The organism is Ideonella sp. BN130291 (assembly GCF_036231905.1).
Lineage (GTDB): Bacteria > Pseudomonadota > Gammaproteobacteria > Burkholderiales > Burkholderiaceae_C > CAMLIZ01.
In genome coordinates this window covers 256514-281255 of sequence record NZ_JAZARE010000002.1, presented here as the reverse complement: position 1 = coordinate 281255, position 24742 = coordinate 256514, and the positions used below count along the sequence as shown (strand labels likewise).

Annotated in this window: 21 protein-coding genes; 9 read left to right on the top strand and 12 right to left on the bottom strand. The window is 70.1% G+C overall.

All coding sequences use genetic code 11. The annotated features are described in order from the left end of the window. Window positions 1-11 precede the first annotated feature (11 nt). The 4 genes from VPH43_RS04615 to galK are packed head-to-tail and all read left to right on the top strand — an operon-like array spanning window position 12 to window position 4551. Window positions 12-602 carry a type 1 glutamine amidotransferase domain-containing protein gene (locus VPH43_RS04615; protein WP_328576483.1) on the top strand — a complete coding sequence of 197 codons (591 nt, stop codon included), beginning with the start codon at window positions 12-14 and terminating at the stop codon, window positions 600-602. A 2-nt stretch (window positions 603-604) separates the two neighbouring features. Then, complete coding sequence (locus VPH43_RS04610; RefSeq protein WP_328576482.1) at window positions 605-2389, top strand: glycoside hydrolase family 2 protein; 1785 nt, start codon at window positions 605-607, stop codon at window positions 2387-2389. Further along, a complete protein-coding gene (gene galT, locus VPH43_RS04605; RefSeq protein ID WP_328576481.1) occupies window positions 2390-3484 on the top strand; it encodes a galactose-1-phosphate uridylyltransferase in 1095 nt (364 codons plus the stop codon). Continuing rightward, window positions 3481-4551 carry a galactokinase gene (galK, locus tag VPH43_RS04600; RefSeq protein ID WP_328576480.1) on the top strand — a complete coding sequence of 357 codons (1071 nt, stop codon included), beginning with the start codon at window positions 3481-3483 and terminating at the stop codon, window positions 4549-4551. Before galT ends, galK begins: the two co-directional genes overlap by 4 nt. Window positions 4552-5163: 612 nt before the next feature. On the opposite strand, the gene VPH43_RS04595 is transcribed toward galK, so the two are convergent. From VPH43_RS04595 to VPH43_RS04570, 6 genes are all read right to left on the bottom strand, one after another. After that, window positions 5164-6981 carry an ABC transporter ATP-binding protein gene (locus VPH43_RS04595; protein WP_328576479.1) on the bottom strand — a complete coding sequence of 606 codons (1818 nt, stop codon included), beginning with the start codon at window positions 6979-6981 and terminating at the stop codon, window positions 5164-5166. Beyond that, window positions 6971-8785, bottom strand: coding sequence for an ABC transporter ATP-binding protein (locus VPH43_RS04590; protein ID WP_328576478.1), 1815 nt, complete (start codon window positions 8783-8785; stop codon window positions 6971-6973). The genes VPH43_RS04595 and VPH43_RS04590 overlap by 11 nt, the downstream gene beginning before the upstream one ends. Window positions 8786-9058: 273 nt before the next feature. Beyond that, on the bottom strand, window positions 9059-9280 hold the full coding sequence (locus VPH43_RS04585; RefSeq protein WP_328576477.1) for a glycine zipper 2TM domain-containing protein: 222 nt from the start codon (window positions 9278-9280) through the stop codon (window positions 9059-9061). A 135-nt stretch (window positions 9281-9415) separates the two neighbouring features. Beyond that, window positions 9416-10171, bottom strand: coding sequence for an SDR family NAD(P)-dependent oxidoreductase (locus VPH43_RS04580; RefSeq protein ID WP_328576476.1), 756 nt, complete (start codon window positions 10169-10171; stop codon window positions 9416-9418). Then, window positions 10168-11229 (bottom strand): tRNA 2-selenouridine(34) synthase MnmH, encoded by a 1062-nt coding sequence (gene mnmH, locus VPH43_RS04575; protein WP_328576475.1) that lies wholly within the window; start codon window positions 11227-11229, stop codon window positions 10168-10170. The genes VPH43_RS04580 and mnmH overlap by 4 nt, the downstream gene beginning before the upstream one ends. 95 nt (window positions 11230-11324) lie before the next feature. Next, the gene (locus VPH43_RS04570; RefSeq protein WP_328576474.1) at window positions 11325-14057 is read right to left on the bottom strand and encodes a protein kinase domain-containing protein; all 2733 of its coding nucleotides are present in this window, start codon (window positions 14055-14057) and stop codon (window positions 11325-11327) included. Between the two features lie 366 nt (window positions 14058-14423). Here VPH43_RS04570 and VPH43_RS04565 point away from each other — a divergent pair, with 366 nt between their 5' ends. Beyond that, a complete protein-coding gene (locus VPH43_RS04565) occupies window positions 14424-14636 on the top strand; it encodes a cold-shock protein (protein ID WP_328576473.1) in 213 nt (70 codons plus the stop codon). A gap of 65 nt (window positions 14637-14701) precedes the next feature. Here the strand turns inward: VPH43_RS04565 and VPH43_RS04560 are convergent, their stop codons facing one another. After that, on the bottom strand, window positions 14702-14881 hold the full coding sequence (locus VPH43_RS04560) for a hypothetical protein (protein ID WP_328576472.1): 180 nt from the start codon (window positions 14879-14881) through the stop codon (window positions 14702-14704). A 72-nt stretch (window positions 14882-14953) separates the two neighbouring features. Next, the gene (locus VPH43_RS04555) at window positions 14954-15574 is read right to left on the bottom strand and encodes an RluA family pseudouridine synthase (protein ID WP_328576471.1); all 621 of its coding nucleotides are present in this window, start codon (window positions 15572-15574) and stop codon (window positions 14954-14956) included. 120 nt (window positions 15575-15694) lie between these two features. On the opposite strand from VPH43_RS04555, the gene VPH43_RS04550 reads away from it, so the two are divergent. Beyond that, the gene (locus tag VPH43_RS04550) at window positions 15695-17056 is read left to right on the top strand and encodes a lactonase family protein (protein ID WP_328576470.1); all 1362 of its coding nucleotides are present in this window, start codon (window positions 15695-15697) and stop codon (window positions 17054-17056) included. A 4-nt stretch (window positions 17057-17060) separates the two neighbouring features. Here the strand turns inward: VPH43_RS04550 and VPH43_RS04545 are convergent, their stop codons facing one another. Then, window positions 17061-19883 carry a DUF3857 domain-containing protein gene (locus VPH43_RS04545; protein ID WP_328576469.1) on the bottom strand — a complete coding sequence of 941 codons (2823 nt, stop codon included), beginning with the start codon at window positions 19881-19883 and terminating at the stop codon, window positions 17061-17063. Between the two features lie 213 nt (window positions 19884-20096). Between VPH43_RS04545 and VPH43_RS04540 the strand changes: the two genes are divergently transcribed. From VPH43_RS04540 to VPH43_RS04530, 3 genes are all read left to right on the top strand, one after another. Next, window positions 20097-20540, top strand: a complete 444-nt coding sequence (locus tag VPH43_RS04540; protein WP_328576468.1) for a Spy/CpxP family protein refolding chaperone — start codon at window positions 20097-20099, stop codon at window positions 20538-20540. 16 nt (window positions 20541-20556) lie between these two features. Further along, on the top strand, window positions 20557-21237 hold the full coding sequence (locus tag VPH43_RS04535; protein ID WP_328576467.1) for a response regulator transcription factor: 681 nt from the start codon (window positions 20557-20559) through the stop codon (window positions 21235-21237). 77 nt (window positions 21238-21314) lie between these two features. Beyond that, window positions 21315-22631, top strand: coding sequence for a HAMP domain-containing sensor histidine kinase (locus tag VPH43_RS04530; RefSeq protein WP_328576466.1), 1317 nt, complete (start codon window positions 21315-21317; stop codon window positions 22629-22631). Window positions 22632-22653: 22 nt separating this feature from the next. On the opposite strand, the gene VPH43_RS04525 is transcribed toward VPH43_RS04530, so the two are convergent. The 3 genes from VPH43_RS04525 to VPH43_RS04515 form a co-directional block, all read right to left on the bottom strand. Next, entirely contained in the window at window positions 22654-22839 is a 186-nt protein-coding gene (locus VPH43_RS04525) for a DUF3606 domain-containing protein (protein ID WP_328576465.1), read from the bottom strand. Between the two features lie 66 nt (window positions 22840-22905). After that, on the bottom strand, window positions 22906-23148 hold the full coding sequence (locus VPH43_RS04520; protein ID WP_328576464.1) for an RNA-binding S4 domain-containing protein: 243 nt from the start codon (window positions 23146-23148) through the stop codon (window positions 22906-22908). Window positions 23149-23200: 52 nt separating this feature from the next. Further along, window positions 23201-24520, bottom strand: coding sequence for a PQQ-dependent sugar dehydrogenase (locus tag VPH43_RS04515; protein ID WP_328576463.1), 1320 nt, complete (start codon window positions 24518-24520; stop codon window positions 23201-23203). Between the last annotated feature and the right edge of the window lie 222 nt (window positions 24521-24742).

The following is a 24742-nucleotide window of genomic DNA, read 5'->3' as shown; positions in this document are numbered from 1 at the left end:
CGGAGCGTGAGATGGCAGAACAGCAAGATGAACAACTCGACGGCCTGACCGTCGCAATCCTGGTGCATGACCTGTTCGAGCAGGTCGAGCTCACCGGCCCCAGGCAGGCCCTGGAGGCCGCGGGCGCCAAAACCGTGATCGTGTCCCCCAAGCCCGGCCCGCTGCGCGGCATGCACCATGACCAGCCGGGCGACACCTTCGAGGTGGACCTGCCGCTGAACAAGGCCAACCCCGAGGACTTCGACGCCCTGCTGCTGCCGGGCGGCACCATGAACGCCGACAGCCTGCGCATGGTGGAGTCGGCCCAGCGCTTTGCCCAGGCCTTCGAGGCCGCGCGCAAGCCCATCGGCGTGATCTGCCACGGCCCCTGGCTGCTGGTATCCGCCGGCCTGGTGCAGGGGCGCACGCTCACCAGCTGGCCCTCCTTGCAGGATGACATCCGCAATGCCGGCGGCAACTGGGTGGACCGCGAAGTGGTGGTGGACACCAACTGGGTGTCCAGCCGCAAGCCGGACGACCTGCCGGCGTTCAATCGCGAGTTGATCGGTGCGCTCGCGCGGGCGCCCGAGCTGTCCGCCAACCCGATGCCCATCACCGAATGACGATGGACGCCGCATACCCCCGGCCGCTGCTGCAGCGGCCCGACTGGACATCCCTCAACGGCCCCTGGCGCTTCTGTTTAGACGACGACAAGCGCTTCCAGCGGCCGTCCGACGTGACCGAATGGACGCACCAGATCGTGGTGCCGTATCCGCCCGAATCCAAGGCGAGTGGCGTCGGTGACCGGGGCTTCCACAAGGCTGTGTGGTACGAGCGCGATTTCCACGCCGTGCCCGACGGCAAGCGCCTGATCCTGCGCTTCGGCGCGGTGGACTACATCGCCAAGGTCTGGGTCAACGACCGGCTGGTGGCCACGCACGAAGGCGGGCACACGCCGTTCTGGGCCGACATCACCAACGTGCTCAACCCCTCGGGCGAACAGCGCATCACGGTGATGGCCGAGGACGACCCGCATGAGCTCACCAAGCCGCGCGGCAAGCAGGACTGGCAGCTGGAGCCGCATTCCATCTGGTACCCGCGCACCACCGGCATCTGGCAGACGGTGTGGATCGAACGCGTGGCGCGCACCTACATCGACAAGATCCGCTGGACGCCCCAGGTGGAAGGCTTCTCGATCGAGTTTGCCGCCCGCATCCTGGGCGACCATGTGAACGAGGACTTGAGCGTGGAGATCGTGCTGCGCCAGGGCAAGCGCCTGCTGGCACGCGACCGCTACCAGGTGATCCAGGGCGAGGTGGACCGGGCCATCGTGCTGTCCGACCCCGGCATCGACGACTACCGCAACGAGCTGCTGTGGAGCCCCGAGCGGCCGACCCTCATCGATGCCGAGATCCGCCTGATGCGCGGCGACGAGGTGCTGGACGAGTTCAAGAGCTACACCGCGCTGCGCTCGGTGCACATCCTGCGCGACCGCTTCATGCTCAACGGCCGGCCCTACACGCTGCGGCTGGTGCTGGACCAGGGCTACTGGCCCGACACCCTGCTGGCCGCGCCCAACGACGACGCACTGAAGAAGGACGTGGAGCTCGCCAAGGCCATGGGCTTCAACGGCGTGCGCAAGCACCAGAAGATCGAGGATCCGCGTTACCTCTACTGGGCCGACAAGCTGGGCCTGATGGTGTGGGAGGAGATGCCCTCGGCCTACCGCTTCACCCGCACCGCCATCAAGCGCACGGTGCGCGAATGGACCGAGGTGCTGGACCGCGACTACAGCCACCCCTGCGTGATCGTATGGGTGCCGTTCAACGAGTCGTGGGGTGTGCCCGAGCTCACCGCGGTGCGCGAGCAGCGCCACGCAGTGGAGGCGCTCTACCACCTGACCAAGACGCTGGATGTCACGCGCCCGGTGATCGGCAACGACGGCTGGGAATCGAGCGCCACCGACATCATCGGCATCCACGACTACGACGCCAACATCGAGCACCTGCGCCAGCGCTATGGCACCGAATCGGCGCCGCAGCAGCTGTTCGACCGGCGGCGCCCGGGCGGCCGCGTGCTCACGCTGGACGGTTATCCGCACCGCGGCCAGCCGATCATGCTCACCGAATTCGGCGGCATCGCGTACGTGAAGAAGCCGGAGCCGGGCGTGAAGCAGACCTGGGGCTACACCCGCGCCAAGACGGACGCAGAGTTCAGCCAGATGTACAAGGAGCTGATGGAGGTGGTGATCCACACGCCGCTGTTCTCGGGCTTCTGCTACACCCAGTTCGCCGACACCTTCCAGGAAGCCAACGGCCTGTTGTGTGCCGACCGCACGCCCAAGATCCCGATCGAGGAGATTGCCAAGGTGACGAAGCAAAATCGCACCTACATTCCTGGAGGGGTCTAGATGCATCGTGTGGAGTTGAAGAAGCCGGATGGGCGAACCCTGCGGCTGTACAGCCGTCGTCCGATCGATGGCGCCATCACCGCGCCGAGCCCGTTTGCCGAGCCGCTGAACGCCAACCCGCACCTGCGCTGGCATCCATTGCGCGGCGAATGGATCACCTACGCCGCCTATCGCCAGGGCCGCACCTTCCTGCCGCCGCCGGAATACAACCCCCTGGCGGCCATGCGCGACCCGGCCAACCCCACCGAAGTGCCGCAGGGCGACTGGGACGTGGCGGTGTTCGACAACCGATTCCCGTCGCTGTCACTGCAGGCGCACAACCCGCCGTCGCTGCATGTGCCCACCATGCCGTCCACCGGCCAGTGCGAGGTGGTGGTGTTCACGCAGGATCCGTCCTCGTCGCTCGGCAAGTTGCCGCTGTCCCACCTGGAGCTGCTGCTGTCGGTGTGGGGCGAGCGCACCCGGGAGCTGGGCGCGCTGGAGCACATCCAGTACGTGCTGCCCTTCGAGAACCGGGGCGCCGAAGTGGGCGTCACGCTGCACCATCCGCACGGCCAGATCTACGCCTATCCGGTGGTGCCGCCGGTGCCGGCGCGCATGCAGCAGCAGGCTGAGCACTACCACGCCGAGCGTGGCCGCGGCCCGCTGCAGGACCTGATCCGCGGCGAGCTGCAGGACGGCACCCGGCTGCTCTACCAGGGCCCGCATGCGGTGGCCTTCGTGCCGGTATGCGCGCGTTATCCGTACGAGGTGTGGGTGGGGCCCATCGAGCCGGTGCCCACGCTGGCCGACCTGGACGATGCCCAGCGCGCCGACCTGGCGCGGGCCATCAAGACGGTGTTGATGAAGTACGACGGCCTGTGGCAGCGCCCCTTCCCCTACCTGATGGCCTGGTACCAGGCGCCCACCGACGGCCAGCCGCACCCGGAGGCGCATGTGCACGCCGAGTTCTATCCGCCGTATCGCACGCCTGACCGGCTGAAGTACCTGGCCGGCACCGAGCTGGCCGCCGGCTTTTTCGCCATGGACGCGCTGCCGGAGGACAAGGCCAAGGAGCTGCAGGCGGTGCAGGTGGACATCGAGGCGGTGCAATGAGCCGCAAGAGCTTCGGCGATGTGTTTGGCGGCACGCCGGCCGCCAGCGCGGACGCACCCGGCCGGGTGAACCTGCTGGGCGAACACACCGACTACAACGACGGCTTCGTGCTGCCCACGGCGATCCCGCAACGCACGCGGGTGCAGCTGCGCCCAGCGCCCGGCGAGCGTTTCAGCCTGTATGCGGCCGAGCTGGACGAGTCGGCCGAGTTCACGCTGGCCGCGCCGCCGCAGGACCAGTTCGCCCGCTATGTGTATGGCTGCCTGCACCAGCTGCAGGCCCAGGGCGTGCGCATCCCGGCGCTGCAGATCCATGTGGACTCCGACGTGCCCATGGGTGTGGGCCTGTCCTCCAGCGCCGCGCTGGAGGTGGCCACCTTGCGCGCGCTGCGCACGCTGCTGCAGCTCACCGGCGAACTCGACGATGTGCGCATCGCCCAGCTGGCGCAACGCGCCGAGATCGAGGATGCCGGCGTCAACTGCGGGATCATGGACCAGATGGCCTCCAGCCTGGCCGACGACACCAGCATGCTGTTCCTGGACACCCGCACGCTGGAGCGCCGGGTGTTGCCGCTGCCGGCGGGCAGCGAGGTGCTGGTCATCGATTCCGGCATGCCGCGCACCCTGGCCGGCAGCGCCTACAACGAGCGCCGCGCGGAGTGCGAAGCGGCGGCCGCGGCGCTGGGCGTGAAGGCCTTGCGCGATGTGAGCGACGTGACCCGCGTGGAGGGCCTGCCCGAGCCGATGCGCCGGCGCGCGCGCCATGTGGTGACGGAGAACGAGCGTGTGCTGCGCGCCATCACCGGCATTGGGCCCGCCGAGTTTGGCGTGCTGATGAATGCCTCGCATGACAGCCTGCGGGACGACTACGAGGTGTCGATTCCGGAGCTGGACCGGCTGGTGGGGTTGTTGCGGGCGCAGCCGGAGGTGCATGGAGCGCGGCTCACTGGCGCGGGGTTCGGCGGGGCTTGCGTGGCGTTGTGCCGGGCTGGCGAGGCGGTTGCTGTTTCCCAGCGTGTGCTGGCGGAGTATGGGAGCCGGGGGCGGTTGTTGGTGCCAGCCGGCTAGCGGTGTTTGTTTGCGCCTGCGGCGCTGGCTGGGTTTGCGCTGCTCGCTAGAGCCCGCCGGTCGCGCCCGGCCGGCGGTCACTTTCTTCTGCTGGCTCAGAAGAAAGTAACCAAAGAAGAGAGCCTGGAAGACCAACATCCGATTTCGCTCCCTCACGCCGGTAGGGGGCCCGGTTTTCTGGGGACTCACTGACGCCGCGAGAGACCCGAGGCCACTTGTGACGAGTGCCCTGGCTCGTGTGCACCGCGCGCTAGACGTCTTTCCAGCCTCCGTGTGCGGGCGCTTCGCTGCGCTCGCTCGGACATGGCATGCGGAGGCTGGACAGGGGTCGAGTGATAGGTCGCGTCGATGTGCCTGGCCGGTGAGAAGTGGCCTCGGGTCTGCAGCAATGTCAGCGTGCTCCCCGAAAACCGGGCCCCGATTCGGCGTCAGCGAGTCTGATCGGATGTTCGTATTCCAAGGCTCTTCTCTTGGTTACTTCTCTTGAGCCAGCAAGAGAAGTGACCGCCGGCCGGGCGCGACCGGCGGGCTGCACGCGAGTGGCCAGAAACCGAACCAGGCCGAAGGCCAAGAACCACCCCGGCACTGTGGGCTCAGCACAAACCGAAGCGCTCACGCCGCCGCGTCCTGCTCCTCCAGCTGCTGCAGCAGATACAACCGCTGATACAGCCCCCCCGCCAGGCCCATAAGCTCCCCATGCGTGCCCAGCTCGGCGATGCGCCCATGGTTCAACACCACGATGCGATCCGCATCCCGGATCGTCGACAACCGATGCGCAATCGCGACGATCGTCACCTTGCCGCGCAAGGCCGTCAGCGCCCGCTGCACCACCTGCTCGGTCTCCGAGTCGATGTGGGAGGTGGCCTCATCGAGGAACAGGATGCGCGGTTCCCCCGCCAGCGCACGCGCGATCGCGATCAGCTGCTTCTGCCCGACGGACAGCCGCGCACCGCCTTCACCCAGCTGCGTGTCGTAACCACGCTCCAGGCCCATGATGAAGTCGTGCGCGTGCGCCGCCCGCGCCGCCGCTTCGATCTGCGCATGGGTGAGCGCACGCCCCATCGCGATGTTCTCGCGCGCGTTCGCGGCCAGCAGGAAGGGCTCCTGCGGCACCAGCCCGATGGCCGAACGGAAGTCCTCGTCGCCGATCGCGTCGATCGGCGTGCCGTCGATGCGGATCGCTCCGGCCGGCGCGGGGTAGAAGCGCAGCAGCAGCGACAGCAGCGTGGTCTTGCCACTGCCGGTGTGGCCCACGATGCCGTGGAAGCTGCCGGGCGCGATCTGCAGGTTAAGGTCGTGCAGCACCGGGTGGCCGCTCTGGTAGGCGAAGTCCAGGTGCTCGATGCTGATCGCGCCTTCGCTCACCCGGCCCTGTGAGGTGGCCGGCGGTGTCTCGGCCTCCTTGAGCAGGGTGCGCACCCGCGCTGCGCCCACCATGGCCTGCTGCAGCTGCGAGAACTGCATGGTGATCTGGATCAGCGGCTCCACCACGCGGGCGATGTAGTTGATGAAGGCGTAGAGCACGCCCACCTCGATGGCGCTCATCGCCACGCCCTGCGAGCGTGTGCCGAACACCGCGATCACGATCGCCAGCAGCAGCACGTTCAGGAAATCGAGCGCCGGGCGCAGCAGCCAGGCATTGGCCCGCAGCTCGCGCTCGCGCGACTGGTAGTGCGCCTCGTTGGTGCTGGCGAAGCGCTGGCTGAAGCGGCCGGTGGCATTGCTCGCCTGCAGCACCGCCATGCCGGCGATCGATTCGCCCACCTGTGCATTGAGCTCGCTGCGCAGCTCGCGGGTGCGGGTGACGGCCGGGGCGCTGAGGCGCTGGTACAGGGTGACGATGAGGGCCACGGCCGGCACCAGCGCGGCCACGATCAGCATCAGGCGCCAGTCCAGCCAGGCCATCGCGATCAGCGCGCCGGTGAGCACGATCACGCTGTCGAGCATGACGAACAGCACCTGCACGTACAGCGTCTTCACCGCCTCGGTGTCGTTGGTCACGCGGCTCACCAGCTGGCCGGTGATCGCGCGGTCGAAGAAGCTCATCGGCAGCCGCAGCATGTGGCCGTACACCCGTTCCCGGATGCGCTGCACCGAGCGCATCGCCAGCCCGGCCAGCCGCACCAGCTGCAGGTAGCGCAGGCCGCTGGCCAGCATGCCGGCCACCAGCGCACCCAGCAGCAGCCCTGCCATCGCCGGAATGTCCGGATGGCGCGGCAGCAGGTAACCGTCGATGAAGGCCTTGCCGATCAGCGGCCCCAGCGCTTCCAGGCCGGCGGCCACCAGCAGCCACCAGATGCCCCACCGCAGATGGCGGCGTTCCGGTGCGGCCGCGCGCAGCAGCAGGGCGGCCGCGTCGCCGAGGGTGCGGCGGCGCTGCTGCTTGTCGGGCAGCTCGGGTGCCGGGGTGGTGACTGCCTCAGCTGACATGGGGTGATTCCTCGCGCTGCGTTACGTTCGGCGCTTGCGCAGCGCCTGCGTCGTGCAGCGGCGTGTCGGCCTCCAGCGAGGCCTCCAGCTGCTGGTAGCGCCATTGCCGCGCGTACCAGCCATCGCGAGCGAGCAGCGCGGCATGGTCGCCCTGTTCGACCAGGTGACCGTCGCGCAGCACCAGCGTGTGGTCGGCATCGGCCACCGCGCTCAGGCGATGGCTCACGATGATGACGGTGCGGCCCTGCCGGGTGTCTTTGAGGTGGTGCAGGATGCGCGCCTCGGTGTCGGTGTCCACCGCCGACAGTGCGTCGTCGAGCAGCAGCAGCGGCGCGTCGGCCAGCAGCGCGCGGGCAATCGCCACACGCTGGCGCTGGCCACCCGACAGGGTGACGCCGCGTTCGCCCACGGGCGTTTCGTAGCCCTGCGGCAGGCGCAGGATGTCGTCGTGCACGGCGGCCAGGCGGGCGGCGGCTTCCACCTCCGGCCGGGTGGCACCAGGCTTGGCCAGCGCGATGTTCTCGGCCACCGTGGCTGAGAAGAGGAAGGCTTCCTGCGGCACCCAGGCGATGGCACCGCGCAAGGTGTCCAGGCGGTAGTCGTTCAGGTCCACGCCATTCCAGCTCACTTGGCCGGCCTCCGGCCCGTGATGCCGCAGCAGCAGCCGCAGCAGGGTCGACTTGCCCGCTCCGGTGGGCCCCACCAGCCCCAGCGTGCGGCCGGCGGGCAGCTCGAAGCTCACGCCGTCCAAGGCGGGCCGGCCCTGGCCGGGGTAGCGGAAGCGCACATCCTGAATGCGCAGCAGGCCGGGCGTGAGCTCTGCCTGCTTGCCGTGGTCGTCCACGCTCAAGGCTTGGTCCAGCACCGGCTGCAGCCGCCCCCAGGCCGCCTTGCCACGCTCCAGCAGGGAGAGCACCCAGCCGGCGGCGAACATCGGCCAGATCAGTTGGCCGAGGTAGAGGCTGAAGCTGGTGAGCTGGCCCACGGTGAGCTCCTGCCGCCACACCAGCCAGCCGCCCACGCCCAGCGTCAGCACCGTGGCCGCGCTCAGGGTGAAGCCCACGGCGGGCTCGTACGAGGCCTCCCACTTCTGCGCGTCGAAGCTGGCGTCGGAGGCCTGGGTGGCGAGCTCGGAGAACTGCGCTGCGCTGCGCGCCTCCAGCCCGAGGGCACGCAGGGTGCGCACGCCGGACAGCGTTTCCTGCACATGGTCGTTGAGCGCGCCAAAACGCTCCAGCGACTGGCGCCAGGCCTCGTGCACATGGCGCGAGATCCACCAGAAGCTCAGCGCCATCAGCGGGAAGGGCAGCAGCGCCACCGCGGCCAGGCGCCAGTCCACGCCCAGCGTCATGGTGGCCACCACCAGCACCAGCGTCAGCGAGCCGTCGAAGCCGGCCAGCATGGCTTCCCCGGCGGCCATTTCCACCGCGTCGATGTCGTTGGTGGCCAGCGCCATCAGGTCGCCGGTGCGGCGCCCCTGGTAGAAGTGCGGCCCCTGCAGCGACAGGCGCGCATACAGGCGCTCGCGCAGCTCCACGCCCAGGCGGTAGGCGGCCGCAAACAGCTGCAGCCGCCAGCCCACGCGCAGGAAGTAGATCACCGCGCCGGCCAACAGCAGCAGGCCCAGCTCGCGCGCCAGTGCCCAGCCGCCCAGCTGGCGCGTGACCAGTGCGTCCACCAGGTGGCCGATCTGGCGCGGCACCCAGACGATCAGGCAGGCGATGCCGGCCAGCATGAAGCCCGACGAGGCGTACGCAGCCCAGTGGCGGCGCAGGAACTGGGCGATGAGTCGGTACAGGCTCATGCGAAAAGGAGGGCCGGCCGCCCTTGTGAGGCAGCGCGCGCAGGGTTGGGGGATTGGGCCGGCGGGCGCACCGTGGGGGCGCCGCCAAGGCATTCTAGGGAGACTGGCCGCGCCGTGCAGGCGCGACGCCGCCGCGGCGAAGCCAGGCCGCGGCATGCCGGCCAGCAGCGCGGCCATGGCCGGCCGTAGCAGGTGGGCCGGGCCCGAGGCGAGGGCTGCGCGTGGCGCCTTCGCGGCGCGCCACGCGCAGTCCTGCGCGAGCTTCAGGGGTTGTCAGTGGCGCTTGCCGTACTCGTTGCCGAGCACACCACCCACCACCGCGCCGCCCACGGTGCCGGCGGTGCTGCCATTGGTCAGCACGGAGCCGGCGACACCCCCGGCGGCGGCGCCCACGGCGGCGGCTTTTTCACGGTGGCTCAAGTCGGCACAACCGGTGGATGCAAGGCAGCCCACGGCGGCCGAAGCGATCGCGATGAGACGGGACAGCTGTTTCATGATGCGCTCCTGTGTGTGGAAGGATGAAGAACCCGACCGCAGGGCGGTTCGGGCTCACACCACACTAACGCGCGGGCGCCGCCGGGGGTGTCAGCCCGGGCTGTGACCTGATGTCAGCCCAGGCCGACGAGGGATTCACTCCCTCACATCTGCAATCGGCTCGCTTCCAAAATCCGCCCGCTCCAGACGTGCCAGCACCTTGGCCGCGGCCTGCTCGGGCGTGTCCAGCTGCCCCTGGGCCTTGAGCTGCATGAAACGTTCGCGCTCGGGAAAGCGCTCCGGGTCGGCGGCCCGCAACTGCTGCTGCATGTCGGTGTCGATCACCCCGGGCGCCAGCGACACCACCTTGGCGCCGTTGGGCTGCTGTGCCTGCTCCAGGGCGAGGGCGCGCGAGAAGTGGTCCATGCCGGCCTTGGCGGCGCAGTAGGCCGTGCTGCCCGCCATCGCGCGCCGGCCCAGGCCGGACGAGATGTTGAGAATCTTGCGCGTGCCGGGCCAGCCGTCGGTGGCGCGCAGGAAGCTGGCGCTCAGCAGCAGCGCAGCCTCCAGCCCCACCCGCAGCGCGTTGGACAGCTCGGATGCACTCGCCTGTTGCAATGGCCCTGGCGAGGGCACGACGCCGGCGTTGTTGATCAGGCTCGCGCTGGCAAAGCGCTCGGGCGCGTGTTCGCCCAACCAGGCCTGCAGCCGGTCGGCCGCAGCCACCGCATCGGCCAGGTCCATCGGCCACTGCAGCAGGGCGGCCCCGGCGGCGTCCGCCTGCGCCGCCAGGGTGCTGTTGCTGCGGCGGGAGATGCCGAGCACGGTGTGCCCCGGGCGCAGCAGCGCCCGGGCGATGGCCAGGCCCATGCCGCGAGAGGCGCCGGTGAGGACGTACAGGTGTTCGCTCATGGAGAGGTCTCCGCTTCGAGGATGTGCCGGGCGAGCTGCCGCACGCCTTCGGGGGACAGGTCGTCGGCGGGCAGGCGCAGCGCGCTGCCCAGCTGTTGGAGGTGGCTGCCCTGGGACCGCGCATACAGCGGGTCGTAGTGCAGCTGCATCAGTTCGGCGAACAGGGGTTCGAGCTCGCCGGTGGCCACCCAGGCCTGCCAGCGGGCCAGGGTCTCGTTGGACTGCAGCCCATGCAGCAGCGCAATCTTCTGGGCCAGCGCCTCGCGGTCGTCGCCCAGGTAGGCATAGTCGCGCAGCAGGTAGGCCAGGCGCGCTTGCGGCGTGGCGGCGATCTCCACGCAGGGGCTGGCGCGCAGCGCCTCCAGCAAGGGCAGGGGCACTGCCAGGCGGCCGATCTTGCGGCTTTCGGCCTCCACGTACAGCGGCCGCGCGAGGTCGATGTGGTCCAGCACATCCGCGATCTGGGTCTCGAACGCCTTTTGCGATGGCTGGGCCACGCCGGGCAGGCTGCCCAGCACCGAGCCCTTGTGCTGCGCCAGCGCTTCCAGGTCCAGCACCTGCGCGCCCAGCTCGGCCAGCGCCTGCAGCACCCGGGTCTTGGCGCTGCCGGTGGCGCCGCACAGCACGCGGAACTGCAGCTGCGGGCTGAGCGTCTCGATGCGCTGGATCACATGCGAGCGCCAGCTCTTGTAGCCGCCGGCGAGCTGCTGCGCGTCCCAGCCCACCAGCCGCAGCCAGGTGACCATGGAGCCGCTGCGCATGCCCCCGCGCCAGCAGTACACCAGCGGGCGCCAGCCCTTGGGCTTGTCCGCGAACCGTTCGCGCAGGTGCAGCGCCAGGTTCTGCGCCACCATCGCGCCGCCCACGCGGCGCGCCTCGAACGCACCCTGCTGCTTGTACAGGGTGCCCACGATGCGCCGCTCTTCATCGTCCAGCACAGGGCAGTTGACCGCGCCGGGCAGGTGGTCCAGTGCGTATTCCGCCGGCGAGCGGGCGTCGATCAACTCGTCGAACTCATGGCGCTGGGCCACGTCGACCGCGCGGTTAGGCGTGGCCATGGCGGCGCTGCGGGGCGGGAAAGCTCATGCCGCGATTGTCGGCCAGCAGCCGGGTGCCATCGCAGGCGGTGCGCGGCGCTGGGTTCTCGGCCGCCTCAATTCACCTCGTCGCTCTCCAGCAGCTTCTTGCACTGCGCATGGCCGGCAAAGCGCGGCTGGCGGCATTGCGTGCGCATGCAGTAGTAGAGCGAGAAGTTGGTGCGGCTGCCGCAGGCGGCACGCGGGTCGCCGGAGGTGGCCGGCCGGCTGGTGGTGGCAGCACTGGTGCGCGCCGCCGCCTTGGGCACCGGTGCGGCCGCCGTGGCGCCAGCGCGGGCGCTGGGCGTGGCGCTCTTGCGCGGCGTACGGTTGGTGCTGGTGCTGGCGCGTGTGCTGGTGGTGCCACTGGTGCCGGTGCGTGCGGTCTGGGCGGGCGCGGCCGCCGGGCCCTCGGGCGTGTCGTCGTCCGCCTGGGCCACCACGGCGGGGGGTGCGGACGGCGCCGGGCGCGTGGTGGCGGCCGGTGTGTCGTCCGCCGCGGTGGGCGCGGGCGGTGTGGCGGCAGGTGCCGGCGAGAGTGGTGGTGACGCGGTGGCCTGTGCCGTCGGCGGAGTTGCCGGTGTCGGGGCGGGTGTGGCGGTCGTGGTCTGCGGGGTAGCGGTCGGCCCGGCGGAAGTCGGCTCCAGGGGTGTGGTGCGCGGGGCGGGTACCGTGGGTTGTGCAGGCACGGGCGCCGTGGTGGGCGCCTTGCCGAGCATGCTCACGCGCGCGCCCTCAGGGGCCTGCTCGCGCCACTGCCAGGCGCCCGCGGCCAGCAGCGCCGCCAGGCCGGCTGCGGCTGCCCAGCCCCATGCAGGGCGGCGCGCCCGGGGCGGTGGCGGGGTGTCGCTGGCGCTGTCGCTGTCGGCCCGCCACTGGGGGAAGTCGCTGGCCGGCACCGTGTCCTCGTGAGCGTCGGCCTGGGACACCGCAGCGGGATGCAGGACAACATCGGCGACAGCGGGGGCCGCAGCGATGTCGCGTGGCACCGGCCGCGCGGCTTCCGCGGATGAGGGCGTGCCGGCGGCGCTGGCGATCGGTACGCTGGTGGCGGATGGCACCGGCCTTTGGGAAGCCGGACCTGACGCAGCCACCGCCGGCGGCACGGGCGCCGCGGGGGCGAGCGCTTCAGCGCCGGCGGCCGGTGTCGATGCACTCGACACGGCTGCTGTTGGTGCAGGCGGCGTCGCGACCGGCATGGGCGCAGGGGCGGCCGTTGTGGGCTGGACGCGCGTGGTCGCGACCGGCTCGGATTCGGCCGGAGCAGGGGCGGTGGATGCAGGTGAAGCCTCCGGCGCAGAGGCGGCGGGTGCCGGGGCAGCCGCGGCACCCGCCATCGGCCCGCTGGGGAACCGCATCGCGGTGATGGCCGGCGATGTCGGCGCCCAGGTCGCAGCCACCGGCGGTGCCGGCACCGGCTCGGGAGCACTGGGCTGCGGGGCAGGGCGGGCCGGTGCTGCGTCGGCGGGCTGGCGCTCGGCCGCCGCATCGCGGCCCGGCACCACCTTCAGTGCCACCTTGCCTGGGGCGGCGGACGTGGGCTCCTCCCGGTTGTCGAAGGCGCCCAGCGCGGCAAAGCGGGTGTCCGGTGCACGGTCGTTGCGCGGCGCGATGTGCGGCACCAGCACCGGTTCGATGCGCGGGCGCCCCGCGCGGGCCATCGGCGGCCAGTCGCCCACGTCACCGATGCCGGTGGCGATGGCGGCGCGGATTGCCTGCTCTTCCTCTTCGCTCATCTCCTGCTCGTCGGCCGCGGCGGGCGCGTCGTCGCCGAAGATGCGGATCTCCGGCGGCCCGGGGTCGCGCACCGCCTGCAGCGGCGGGCCTTCGATGGTGACGTCCGGCTGCACATGGCTGCTGGCCAGCGCCTCGCGCATCGCCTGCGCGCTTTGCCAGCGGTCGGCGGGGCGCACCGCCAGGGCCTTGTCGAGGGCCGCGAGGAAGGGCGCGCTGTACTGCAGCCCCGGGAAGCTGCGGCCCACCACGCCGGCCAGCTCGGCCATCGGCATCAGCGCCGCCTCGTTCACGGCGCGCACGGTGGCAGGCACCGGCGCCCGGCCGCTCAGCACGTAGTACACCACTGCGGCCAGCCCGTAGATGTCGGTCCAGGGGCCCTGCGGCAGGTTGGGGCTTTCGGCGTATTGCTCGATCGCCGCGTAGCTCGGGTTGAGGATGGCGGTGAGCGGCTGCGTCATGTCGCCCACCACGCGGCGGGCGGAGCCGAAGTCCAGCAATACCGGCTGGCCGTCGGACTTGAGCAGGATGTTGCCGGGCGACACGTCGCGGTGCAGGCAGGAGCCGGCATGCAGGGTGTCCAGCGCGCCCAGCAGCGGCAGCAGCAGCCGGTCGCGCAGCCACGCTTCGTCGGGCGGGCGCAGCATGCCGTCGCGCGCGGCCTTCAGCGTCGGCCCTTCGCAATACGGCATCGCCATGTAGGCGGTGTGATTCTCTTCCCAGAAGCGGTACACCCGCACCAGCGACGGATGGTCGAACTGCGCCAGCAGGCGCGCCTCGCGCAGGAAGGACTGCAGCCCGCGCAGGAAGGTGTCGCGGTGGCTGGCCTCGCGCAGGCCCAGCTGGGCGCCTTCGCCGCGGCCGGCCAGTTGCACCGGCAGGTATTCCTTGATGGCCATGGGCCGCTGCAAGGCCAGGTCGGTGGCCAGGTACACGATCCCGAAGCCACCCTGGCCCAGGGTGCGCTCCACGCGGTAGGCGTCGCCCAGCACGGTGCCCGCAGGCAGCGCGTCGCGCGGTTCCTGGCGCGGTGCGGCGCCATCGCCGGACTGGCGCATCGAAGAAGAAATGGTCATGGTCGTTGAATCCCTCGGCACGGCGGCAGGTGCGCCCTTATAGGGGCGGCCAGTCCGCAGCCCGTAGCCAGGCGTGAACGCGGGTGACGCGCAGAAGTGGCAGCAATCGGCGTGCCGCACATGGCCGCGGCTCACGATCCGCCACGAAGGGGCGGCTGTTCCTCGCATCGGCCGCGCGGCCGCGGTTACACTGCGCCGACACAATGCACAAGACCGTTTCTTCAAGGTCTTTCTTCACCGCCCTGTTCCGCGGGGCCGGCCTGGTTTGAGTTCCCGGTTTGACGTTTCTTGAGTGTTTGTGCCGCGCATCGGTGTGTTTGCCGTGCGCGTTCGTTTCTTCTGTTCAACTCTCAAAGGGCTTCATCCATGAGCACTCAAATCGGCACCGTCAAGTGGTTTGACGACGGCAAGGGCTACGGTTTCATCACCCCCGAAGAAGGCGGCAAGGACCTGTTTGCCCACTTCAGCGAAATCCGCAGCGAAGGCGGCTTCCGCAGCCTGAAGGAGAACCAGAAGGTCGAGTTCGAGGTGAAGCAAGGCCAGAAGGGCCCGCAAGCCGCGAACATCCGCCCGGTCTGACGCGGCGGCATTCGCCCCAATGAAAAAGCGGCCCTGCAAGGGCCGCTTTTTCATTGGCGGGCGGCTCAGCCGCCGCTGGGCTCGGCCGGCGGCGGCGCCCCGGCGTCGGTGTTGTTGCCGGCGTCGGATGGCGCGTGGCCGGGGGTGTCGTCCCGGTGGGACTTCTTCTGGAGCTTTTCTTCCTTCTTGCGCTTCTTGGCGAGCTCGCGCTGGCGTTTTTCGTAGGAATAGTTGGGTGTTGCCAAGGCCGTGCCTCCTGGGAAAGCGGTAGCCGCGAGCATAACCGCTCGGTTTGAGCGTTGACACTGCGGGCAGTGCTAGAACGGAGCCTCGCTCACAAACTGCAGCCGGGTCCCGCTGTCCGGATCATCGAAGGCCAGTGCGCTGGCGTGCAGCAGCAGCCTCGACGCCTGCGCGGCGGCCCCGTACAGCGCATCGCCCACGATCGGATGGCCGATCGCCATCAGGTGCACCCGCAGCTGGTGCGAGCGGCCGGTCACCGGCTCCAGCGCCAGGCGCGTGGTGTCTTGCGCCGGGTCGTAGGCGATCGTCCGATAGTGGGTGAGGGACGGCTTGCCTGCCACGCTGTCCACCTTCTGCCGGGGCCGGTTGGGCCAGTCGGCGGCCAGCGCGAGATCGATGCGCCCGCCGGCCTCGCCGCTGAGCAGCTGCCCCTGCACCACCGCCACGTAGCCCTTGCTCACCCGGCGCTGCGCGAACGCGATGCTCAGTTCGCGCTGGGCCGCCTTGCCGCGCGCAAAGACCATCAGGCCCGAGGTGGCCATGTCCAGCCGGTGCACCACCTCCACGTCCGGCCAGTGCACCTGCAAGCGTGTCAAAAGGCAATCCCGGCCGGAGTCGCCGCGGCCCGGAACGGCCAGCAGACCGGCTGGCTTGACCGCCACGAGAAAGTTTTTTTCGACCTCGACAGGGCTCATTTTTCAGAGGTGGACCCCCTGAATCGGGGGTGCGGGAACCCCCTTCGCGGGAGCGGTGGTTGCCCCAGTGGCTTCGCTTCTGAATCGCGGAAGCGACATATCACTACGAGAGGACACTGTATGAAGCTCGCGTCTACTTTGCGTGCAAGCTTTGCGACCGCCTGCATTCTGGCCTTGGCCGCGTGCGGGGGTGGTGGGGGGGACGACTCGCCGGCTCCGGCGCCTGCACCCACGCCGGCCACGGACTACCAGGTGGGCGGCACGGTCAGCGGCCTGAGCACCAGCGGCCTGGTGCTGGCCAACGGCAGCAGCACGGCGACCATCGGCTCCGGCGCCACCAGCTTCCAGTTCACCAACCGCCTGGCTACGGGCGCAGCCTATGCGGTCACCATCCAGTCGCAGCCGTCGGGCCAGACCTGCAGCCTGACCAACGCGAGCGGGACGGTGGCCAGCGCGGACGTCACCAACATCGGTGTCAGCTGCCGCAACTACGTGGCGTATGTGACGAACTACCTTTCCGGTACGTCAGCCCACGCCGGCGCAGTTGACCAACTGGTGCTTGGCACAGATGGCTCGGTGAACCGGCACGCTACGTCGCTCGCGACAGGCTCGGAGCCCCGCAACATCGTCTTGTCCCCGAACGGAAAGTTTGCCTTCGTCGCGAACTCCAACAACGTGCCCCTCGGCAACACCATCTCCCGCTTCGCCGTGGGTTCGGACGGCCTGCTAACTGCAGTCACACCTTCGACGCCCACCGGCGCGGCACCGGTGGACCTGGCTGTCACGCTGGACGGCGGCATGCTGTTCAGCGCGAACCTGGAAGCCAATGCCGTGGGTCAGTACAGCCTCGGCGCCGATGGTTCTTTGGCAGCTTTGGCGACGCCCAGCGTGGCCACTGGCCCAAAGGCGGCAAGCATTGCGCTGAGCCCGGACTCCAAGTTTGCGTACGTGTCCAACTGGAATGGAGCCACCCTGTCGCAGTTCAGCGTCACGCCGACGGGCTTGGTGCCCCTGTCTACGCCCACGGTGAGCACGGGTTCGGGCCCGCGTGAGATCGAATTCACGCCCGATGGGAAGTTTGCCTACGTGGCCAACCAGGGCAGCAACAGCGTGTCGCAATACCAGGTGAACGCCAATGGCACGTTGACTTCGCTGGGCACTGCGCTGCCTGCAGGTTCGCAGCCCTGGGGGCTGAAGGTTTCGCCCGATGGCAAATCGGTCTATGTCGCGAACCTGACTGGAAATTCGCTGTCCCGTTATCGAATTGGTGCGGACGGGCGGTTGACCGGTGCCGGCACTGTGCCGGCGGGCATCGGACCGCATGGCATGGCCTTCACACCTGACGGGAAGTTCCTCTTCGTCACGATGCAGAACGACTCGACGGTCATGAAGTTCAGTGTCGAGGCGGACGGCTCCCTCACGCTGGTGAGCACGACGGCCCTGCCGGCGGCAAGCCTGCCCTGGGACATCGTGATCCACTGACCGGCTACTGCCGCATCAGCCCCGCGCTGGCCAGCTCGAACCCGGCGGCGGCATGTTCCACCGCCGTGGTAATGCCCTTCGCGCGGGCCTTTTCGAAGGCCTCGCGCGCCTGGGCCTGCTGGCCGATGGCGCGGAAATGCTGGCCGAGGTGGAACCAGGCCTCGGCCAGCGCCAACTCGAGCTCGTCGCCGCGCTTGGCCCGCTGGATCTGCGCCAATAGCTGTTCCGGGCTCAAGGCGCCCACCAGCATGGCCAGCGCCGGCTTGGGCCAGGGCTCCTGCGCGGTGCGGCGGGCGCTGTCTTCCAGCTCCTTGGGCAGGGCCTGGCCGGCCCGTTGCAGGGCCCACGCCTGCCACAGCTGCGCATAGGCCGTGTCGGTTTCATTGCCGCTGCCGCGCCGCAATGTGGCCGCCTTGCTGAAGTCGGCAGCCGCTGCGTCGTACTGGCCGGCATAGAAGCGTGCATGGCCGCGCCGGTACAGCACGCCATACGCCTCCTGCCCCAGGCTCAGCGCGCGGGAATAGTCGGGCACGGCTTGCGCGAATTCACCTTTGGCAAACAGCAGGTTGGCGCGGCACTGGTAGGCCCGGCCTGAGACCGGCGCCACACGCACCGCCTCGTTGGCATCCGCGAGCCCGGCGTCGGCACGGCCCCGTTCAGCCAGCGCTTCGGCGCGGTCGCACAGAGCCTCGGCCAGGTCGTCGCCGCTCAACTGCTCGCCGCGGATGGCGCGTGTGTTGCGCTCGATCTGCTGGTCCAGCCGCGCATTCATGGTGTCCTGCAGGGTGGTCTTGCCGATGCCGAACAGGCCGCCCGAGCGCTTGACCGCATTGCGGTTGACCGCCACCACGCCGAGCAGCGAGCGCTCCAGCCCCTTCAGGTCCTGCTGCAGCTGGTTGAGTTCACCGGGCTGCACGGCGGCCACACGCGGCGCGTACTGCATGTCGACGGTGGTGAGGTTGCCGCGGAAGCTGCGCTGCACCTCGGCGCGGAAAAAGTCGCTGGCCAGGTGCACGCTGCTCGGCTCGCGCATCACGCTCACCTCGTCGGGCCAGCGGATCACCAGGTGGTAGCGCGCCTGGTAGGGCACGCTGGCCACGGTGGCGGGGAAGCTGCGGTTGAAGTTCTCCGGCAGCTTCACCGTGCCGGCGATGTTGTCGGGGAAGAAGCGCAGTGCCCAGTCGCCGTCGTGCTCACGCGTGAGCTGCGGGATCTCGAACTCGGCCTCCAGCGTGAAGGCATTGTTGTTGGTGTCGTCGGCCAGGCGCGGCTCGGCGGCCAGCTGGATGCCGGGATAGCGCCGCTCGTAGCCGCCTTGCACCTGCTTGCGCCGTTGCTCCGGCGTCATGCGCTGGTAGGCCAGGCGCATCAGCTCGGCGCTGGTGCCGTTCCAGGTCTGGCGCATCTGCAGCCGGCCGGTGCCGCCCAGCGCCTGCACGGTGAAGGTCTCGCTCAGTTCGCTGGTGGCCAGCGCCAGCGGGTCGGGCGCATGCAGCGCCACCAGCGTGCGCGTGTCGGGCCGCACCACCAGGCCGGTGGCGCCTTCCAGCACGCCCAGGCGGGCCAGCCGGCCGCGCTGGCCGAGCCGGGTGCCGTCGAGGTAGTAGCTGCGCCCATCGATGCGCACCTGCGCCACCACATGGTCGAACACGTCGGGGTTGGGCAGCAGGCGGGCGGGCGAACGCGGGCTGGTCAGGGCCACCAGCACCGGGTCGGCCTCGATGCCAAGCGCGCGCAGCAGGGTCACCAGCAGGTAGGTCTTGTCCTTGCAATCACCATAGCGGCGCTGCACCACCTGCGCCGGCGTGTAGGGCCGGTGCGAACTCTCGCCCATGGACACGCTGAAGTAGCGGATCTCCTCCTGCACCCAGCGCAGCGCCGCGGCCGCGCGGGCTTCCGGTGAGTCGATGGCGCGCAGGTGAGCGAGCAGCGGGGCCAGCTCCGCCGGCAGTTCGGCGTCGGGCGGGAACAGGCCCTGCGCCCACTGGGCCACCGCGTTCCAGTCGGCAAATTCGGTGAGCTGCAGGAAGCGGGCGGAGAAGTAGTCCTCGGGCACCGCGGGCTCGTCGTCCAGGCCGGCGATGCCACGCTCCTCGAAGCGCAGCACGCGCATGCCACTGCCGGGCACGCTCAGATCGCGCGGCGCGATGGTGGTGGGCCGATGGTCGCCCTGCATGCGCCAGGCGATCTGTCGCTCGGCCGGGGCGATCAGCGTGGCGCGGCGCAGCTCCACCGGCTCGGCATGGTCCCAGCTGATGCTGTGGCTGTAGCGCGGGCCCAGTGCAGGGTTGCGCCCCTCCAGCGTGTACACCAGGTGCAGGGTGTCACCCACGCGCACGTCCTCGAACAGCAGCACCGCGGTCACCATGCCGCTGTAGATGCCGCTTTCCAGCCCGCTCTCGCGGTCGAGGAAACGCACGCTGGCCTCGCGGGTGCGGTCCAGCACCTGGTTGCCGCGCAGGAGGCGCGCCGAGTGCAGGTGGATGCGCTGGTACTGCGGCACGAAGTAGAGCGGGTACTGGCCGATCTGCGCCAGCTCGGCGGCGTCGTTCACCTGCAGCGCGCGGCTCACCAGGTAGCGCACATCCTCGCCCAGGTGCACCTGTGTCTCGGCCACGCGGATCACCACCGGGTCGGTGCGCTGGGTGGCGGGCAGCTCGGCAAAGGGCAGGGCCCAGGCGGGCAGCGGGTCGCCGCGCGTGAAGGCCATGGCCGCGCGTTCGGTGTCCTTGGCGGCGGCCTGCCCATGCGCCGGCAGGCCGCCAGTGGCCAGGGCCAGCAGCAGCAATGCCGTGCGAACGAAGGGCAGCAGGGCGGGCAGGCACATGACGGCACCTTAGCGCCCGCTCCCGCAGGCCGATGCGCAAAAGTGGCGCCTTCTCCCCTGCCATTCCCGGGCCGGCCGGGGCAGGTTGCGCAGCTTGTCACGGCGTGCCGAAAAGAAACGAAACACGGCGATACCCCACGGAGAGGACGCACCGCGGCGGGCGCTCGACCATGGCGCCCAGGCGACCGCATCAACCTTGAAAGGACCGACCCCATGCGACTCTGGCTGCGACCCTCCTTTGCCGGCTGGATGGGCGCGCTGCCCTGGTTCACGCGGCGCCCGTGGCGGATGCGGCACCATCGCGCCGGCCATGCGGAGCAGCGCAGCGCGCACTGGCGCCAGCGCTTTGTCGACCAGGTCAGCAGCCGCCTGCAGCTCGACGACACCGGGCAGGCCCGCCTGGGCGTGCTGTTCGACCGCGTGCAGGCCCAGCGCGTGGCCCTGCGCGGGCCGGGCGACTGGCGTGCCGACCTGGAGGGCCTGGTGAAGGACCACACGTTCGACCGCTGGCATGCGCATGACCTGCTGAACGCGCGCATGCAGGCCATGCGGGAACACGGCCCGCAGGTGATCGCGGCCCTGGCCGACTTCTACGACGGCCTGCAGCCGGCCCAGCAGCAGAAAGCACGCGAGCTGCTGCAGCGCTGGCTGCACTGAGATCACAATCCGCGCCATGCGCCGCCTGCTGCTGATCGACGACGACCACCACCTCGCTGCCCCGCTGGCCACCTACTTCCGCCGCTTCGAGTTCGAGCTCGACGCGGCGGTGCGGCCCAGCGAGGGCCTGGCCCGCCTGGAGGGTGGGGGCTATGACGCCGCCATCCTCGACGTGATGCTGCCGGAGATGAACGGCTTCGAGCTGTGCCGCACCATCCGGCGCAGCAGCGACATCCCGATCGTGATGCTCACCGCGCGCGGCGATGTGATGGACCGCGTGGTCGGCCTCGAGCTGGGCGCGGACGACTACCTGCCCAAGCCCTTTGAGCCGCGCGAGCTGCTGGCCCGCATCCAGACCATCCTGCGGCGCGGCCGCATGCCGGCGGCACCGTCGCAGCGGCTGCAGTTCGACGGCCTCGCCATCGACCTGGGCACGCGCCAGGTGCTGCGCCAGGGCCAGGCCGTGGAGCTCACCGGCACCGAGTTCCAGCTGCTGGTGCTGCTGGCGCGCGAGCCGGCCCGCGTGTTCACCCGCGACGAGATCCTGGAGAGCCTACGCGGCCAGTCGGCCGAGGACCTGTTCACCCGCGCAGTGGACATCCTGGTGAGCCGCGTGCGCAAGAAGCTGGAGCCGCTGGACTGCATCAAGACCCTGCGCAATGTGGGCTACGCCTTTGCCGCCGGGCGGCCGAGTTGATGGCGCCCCCACGGCCGGGCTGCGCCCAGCCTGCCCCCCGCGGGGGACAAGGAAACTCGGGGCGGCCCGGCGTTTCCTTGACGACGCGCCACCGGGTCTGCCCGCGCGGCTGGCAGGGCGCGGTCTATCGTTTTCGCCACACGCTGAAATGGCGCCTGGTGAGCCTGTTCCTGGTGCTGGCGGCGGTGGTCACCGTCACCTTCATCAGCGGCGTGCAGGGCCTGCTGCGCGCGGGTTGGCAAGGTTATGGCCGCCCGCTGGCCAACGACTACGTGGACCAGCTCACCGCGCAGATCGGCATGCCGCCGGACATCGCCAAGGCGCGCGCCCTCATCGAGCGCCTGCCCCTGAGCGTGCGCATCGACGGGCCGGTGGTGAACTGGGCCTCGCATCCGGAGCGCCGCCATCCGTGGGAGCTGCCGCACCGCATGCTGAGCGGCACCACGTCCGAATGGCTGCATGTGCGCGAGCTGCCCGACGGCCACCGCGTGACCTTCGGTTTTGCCGACCCCTCGCCCAGCGAGATGGGGCCGCACTACATCGGCTGGGCCACGCTGACGCTGCTGCTGCTGTCCACCCTGCTGGCGTATGCCTATGTGCGGCGGCTGTTCCGGCCGGTGGAGGACATCCGCGACGGCGCCATCCGGTTCGGGCAGGGTGACTTCGCCCATCGCATCCCGCTGCGCCGCCCCGACGAGCTGGGCGACCTGGCGATGCAGATCAACGACATGGCGCAGGAGATCGAGCGCATGCTGGACGCCAAGCGCGCGCTGCTGCTGGCCATCAGCCATGAGCTGCGCTCCCCGCTCACCCGCGCCCGAGTCAACGTCGAGCTGGTGGACGAAAGCGAGGCGCGCAGCGCGCTGCTGCGCGACCTGGCCGAGATGCGCGACCTGGTGACCGACCTGCTCGAAGGCGAACGCCTGGCCGGTGGCCACACGGCGCTGCAGCGCGAGCCGCTGGACTTCGCCGCCCTGGTGCGCGACACGCTCGAAGCGCACTTTGCCGGCCAGGGCATCACCACGGCGCTGGCGCCCGAGCTCGGCGAGGTGGCCCTGGACCGGGTGCGCATCAAGCTGCTGCTGCGCAACCTGCTGGACAACGCCTTGCGCCACAGCGCCCAGGCTGCCACGCCACCCTGCATTGCCGCCGCGATGGACGGTGGGCTGCTCAGCATCACTGTGCGAGACCACGGCCCCGGCGTGGCGCCGGAGCACCTGCCGCACCTCACCGAGGCCTTCTACCGGGTGGACGCTGCGCGCCAGCGCACCACCGGCGGCTTCGGCCTGGGGCTGTACCTGTGCGGCCTGGTGGTGCAGGCGCATGGCGGCACGCTGGACATCAGCAATGCGCAGCCCGGGCTGCGAGTGCAGGTGCGGCTGCCGCCGCGGTGACCGGCGCGCGGCGTGGGGGCAGCTACTTCTTTCGTCCGCTCTTGAGGTAGTTCTCCACCGCCGAGGCGTTGGCGCCGGCCACCTTGACCGCGGCCTTGAGCTCTTCAGGCGTGACGCCGAACTTCTTCGACCAGTCGCGCAGCTCGTAGTCCTCGTTCACATTGATGCGCGAGCGGTCCTGGCCGCCCGGCTTTTTCTTGTCGTCCATGGTGGTACCCCGCTGATGTGGTAGTGCACTTCGGCAAGCGGCGTACCGAGCACCCTCTGGCCAGCCTCAGCCTGCGCCTTCCGTGGGGGCGGCCGGCGTGCACAGGCGCACCCGTGTTCCGGTGACGGCCACCACCTGGCCGGCGCGCAGCTTGGCCGTGCGCCGCAGCTCCGGCTGGCCGTCGACCTGCACCTTGCCGCTTTGCACCAGGGTCTTGGCTTCTCCGCCGCTGCCGGCCAGGCCGGTGGCCTTGAGCAGCGCGTCCAGCGGAATGTGCTCCCCACGGAGTTCGAAGTCGATCAGGTTCATGGCGCGAGGAGAAACAAGGCGGTAGGCGATTGTCCACGCGGCGCGCAGAAGTTCAGCGCCCCGCCGGGCTCACGCGCCAGATGGTGTTGCCCACGTCGTCGGCCACCAGCAGCATGCCGCGCTTGTCCAGCGCCACACCCACGGGCCGGCCGTGCGCCTGGTTGTCTGCGTTGACGAAGCCCGCGAGCAGGTCCACCGGCTGGCCCGAGGGCTTGCCGTTGGCGAAGGGCACGAACACCACCTTGTAGCCGCTGAAGGGTTTGCGGTTCCAGGAACCGTGTTCGCCGATGAAGGCGCCGCCGGCGTTGAAGGGGGCGGGCAGGGCGGTGCCCTCGGCGAACGCCAGGCCCAGCGCGGCCACGTGCGAGCCCAGCGCGTAGTCGGGCTTGATCGCCTTGGCCACCAGGTCGGGCCGCTGCGGCTTCACACGCTCGTCCACATGCGGGCCGTAGTAGCTGTAGGGCCAGCCGTAGAAGCCGCCATCGACCACCGAGGTCAGGTAGTCGGGTACCAGGTCGTTGCCGAGTTCGTCGCGTTCGTTCACCACGGTCCACAGCGCCCCGGTGCGCGGCTCCCACGCCAGGCCATTGGGGTTGCGCAGGCCGGTGGCAAAGAGCCGGTGCTTGCCGGTCCGGGGGTCGATCTCCCAGATCGCTGCGCGGCCGGCTTCTTCCTCCATGCCGTGTTCGGCCACGTTGCTGTTGGAGCCCACGGTGGCATAGAGCCGGGTGCCGTCGCGGCTGGCGATGATGTTCTTGGTCCAGTGGTGGTTGCGTGGGCCACCCGGCAGGTCCACCACCTTGGTGCCGGGCGCCACGATGCGGGTGTCGCCCGGCGTGTAGGCGAACCGCATCACCGCGTCCGCGTTGGCCACGTAGAAGTCGTTGCCGACCAGCGCCATGCCGAAGGGGGAGTTCAGGCCCTGCAGGAAGACGCTGCGGGTTTCCGCCACGCCGTCTCCGTCGGCATCGCGCAGCAGGGTGATGCGGTTGGCGCTGGGTACGCCCGCCCCCGCCTTCTTCATCGTCTTCTTCATGAACCAGCCCTTCACACCCTTGCCCCCCTCGGGGCGCTCGGGGGCATTGGTCTCGGCCACCAGCACATCGCCGTTGGGCAGCACGTACAACCAGCGTGGATGGTCCAGGCCGGTGGCAAAGGCCTTCACGGCCAGGCCCGCAGCCGGCTGCGGCTGGCTGCCGGCCGGCCAGCCCACGGCGGTGGCCACATGCACGGTGGGCAGAAGCTGCTTGTCCGGTGCGGGCAGCGTGGGGCTGGGGCCCACGCCCACGGGCTCGGCCAGGCGGGTGGTTTCGGCGCAGGCCGCCAGCGCCATGCCGAGGGAGAGCAACAGGATGGTCAGGCGGACATGCATGGGACGCCTCCTTGGTCGAGCGCTTTGCCAGCAAACGGCGCACCCAGGCGCAGCAAGCGCCCAAGCCCCTACCGCATTGACCGCCTGCAGTCCATCCCCCGAGCCTCAGTCTCGATTCAAGGGGAGAGGGCGGGTGCAGCGCTCGTGGGCCGGTACATTCGCGCACGCCACGGCCGCAACAGGCCGGGCCAACGTGCCGACGCGACAGGTGTCCTGTCCGAG

Coding starts and splice junctions, on each gene's coding strand:
- VPH43_RS04615 (WP_328576483.1), top strand. CDS start 12: ATGGCAGAACAGCAAGATGAACAACTCGACGGCCTGACCGTCGCAATC.
- VPH43_RS04610 (WP_328576482.1), top strand. CDS start 605: ATGGACGCCGCATACCCCCGGCCGCTGCTGCAGCGGCCCGACTGGACA.
- galT (WP_328576481.1), top strand. CDS start 2,390: ATGCATCGTGTGGAGTTGAAGAAGCCGGATGGGCGAACCCTGCGGCTG.
- galK (WP_328576480.1), top strand. CDS start 3,481: ATGAGCCGCAAGAGCTTCGGCGATGTGTTTGGCGGCACGCCGGCCGCC.
- VPH43_RS04595 (WP_328576479.1), bottom strand. CDS start 6,981: ATGTCAGCTGAGGCAGTCACCACCCCGGCACCCGAGCTGCCCGACAAG.
- VPH43_RS04590 (WP_328576478.1), bottom strand. CDS start 8,785: ATGAGCCTGTACCGACTCATCGCCCAGTTCCTGCGCCGCCACTGGGCT.
- VPH43_RS04585 (WP_328576477.1), bottom strand. CDS start 9,280: ATGAAACAGCTGTCCCGTCTCATCGCGATCGCTTCGGCCGCCGTGGGC.
- VPH43_RS04580 (WP_328576476.1), bottom strand. CDS start 10,171: ATGAGCGAACACCTGTACGTCCTCACCGGCGCCTCTCGCGGCATGGGC.
- mnmH (WP_328576475.1), bottom strand. CDS start 11,229: ATGGCCACGCCTAACCGCGCGGTCGACGTGGCCCAGCGCCATGAGTTC.
- VPH43_RS04570 (WP_328576474.1), bottom strand. CDS start 14,057: ATGACCATTTCTTCTTCGATGCGCCAGTCCGGCGATGGCGCCGCACCG.
- VPH43_RS04565 (WP_328576473.1), top strand. CDS start 14,424: ATGAGCACTCAAATCGGCACCGTCAAGTGGTTTGACGACGGCAAGGGC.
- VPH43_RS04555 (WP_328576471.1), bottom strand. CDS start 15,574: ATGAGCCCTGTCGAGGTCGAAAAAAACTTTCTCGTGGCGGTCAAGCCA.
- VPH43_RS04550 (WP_328576470.1), top strand. CDS start 15,695: ATGAAGCTCGCGTCTACTTTGCGTGCAAGCTTTGCGACCGCCTGCATT.
- VPH43_RS04545 (WP_328576469.1), bottom strand. CDS start 19,883: ATGTGCCTGCCCGCCCTGCTGCCCTTCGTTCGCACGGCATTGCTGCTG.
- VPH43_RS04540 (WP_328576468.1), top strand. CDS start 20,097: ATGCGACTCTGGCTGCGACCCTCCTTTGCCGGCTGGATGGGCGCGCTG.
- VPH43_RS04535 (WP_328576467.1), top strand. CDS start 20,557: ATGCGCCGCCTGCTGCTGATCGACGACGACCACCACCTCGCTGCCCCG.
- VPH43_RS04525 (WP_328576465.1), bottom strand. CDS start 22,839: ATGGACGACAAGAAAAAGCCGGGCGGCCAGGACCGCTCGCGCATCAAT.
- VPH43_RS04520 (WP_328576464.1), bottom strand. CDS start 23,148: ATGAACCTGATCGACTTCGAACTCCGTGGGGAGCACATTCCGCTGGAC.
- VPH43_RS04515 (WP_328576463.1), bottom strand. CDS start 24,520: ATGCATGTCCGCCTGACCATCCTGTTGCTCTCCCTCGGCATGGCGCTG.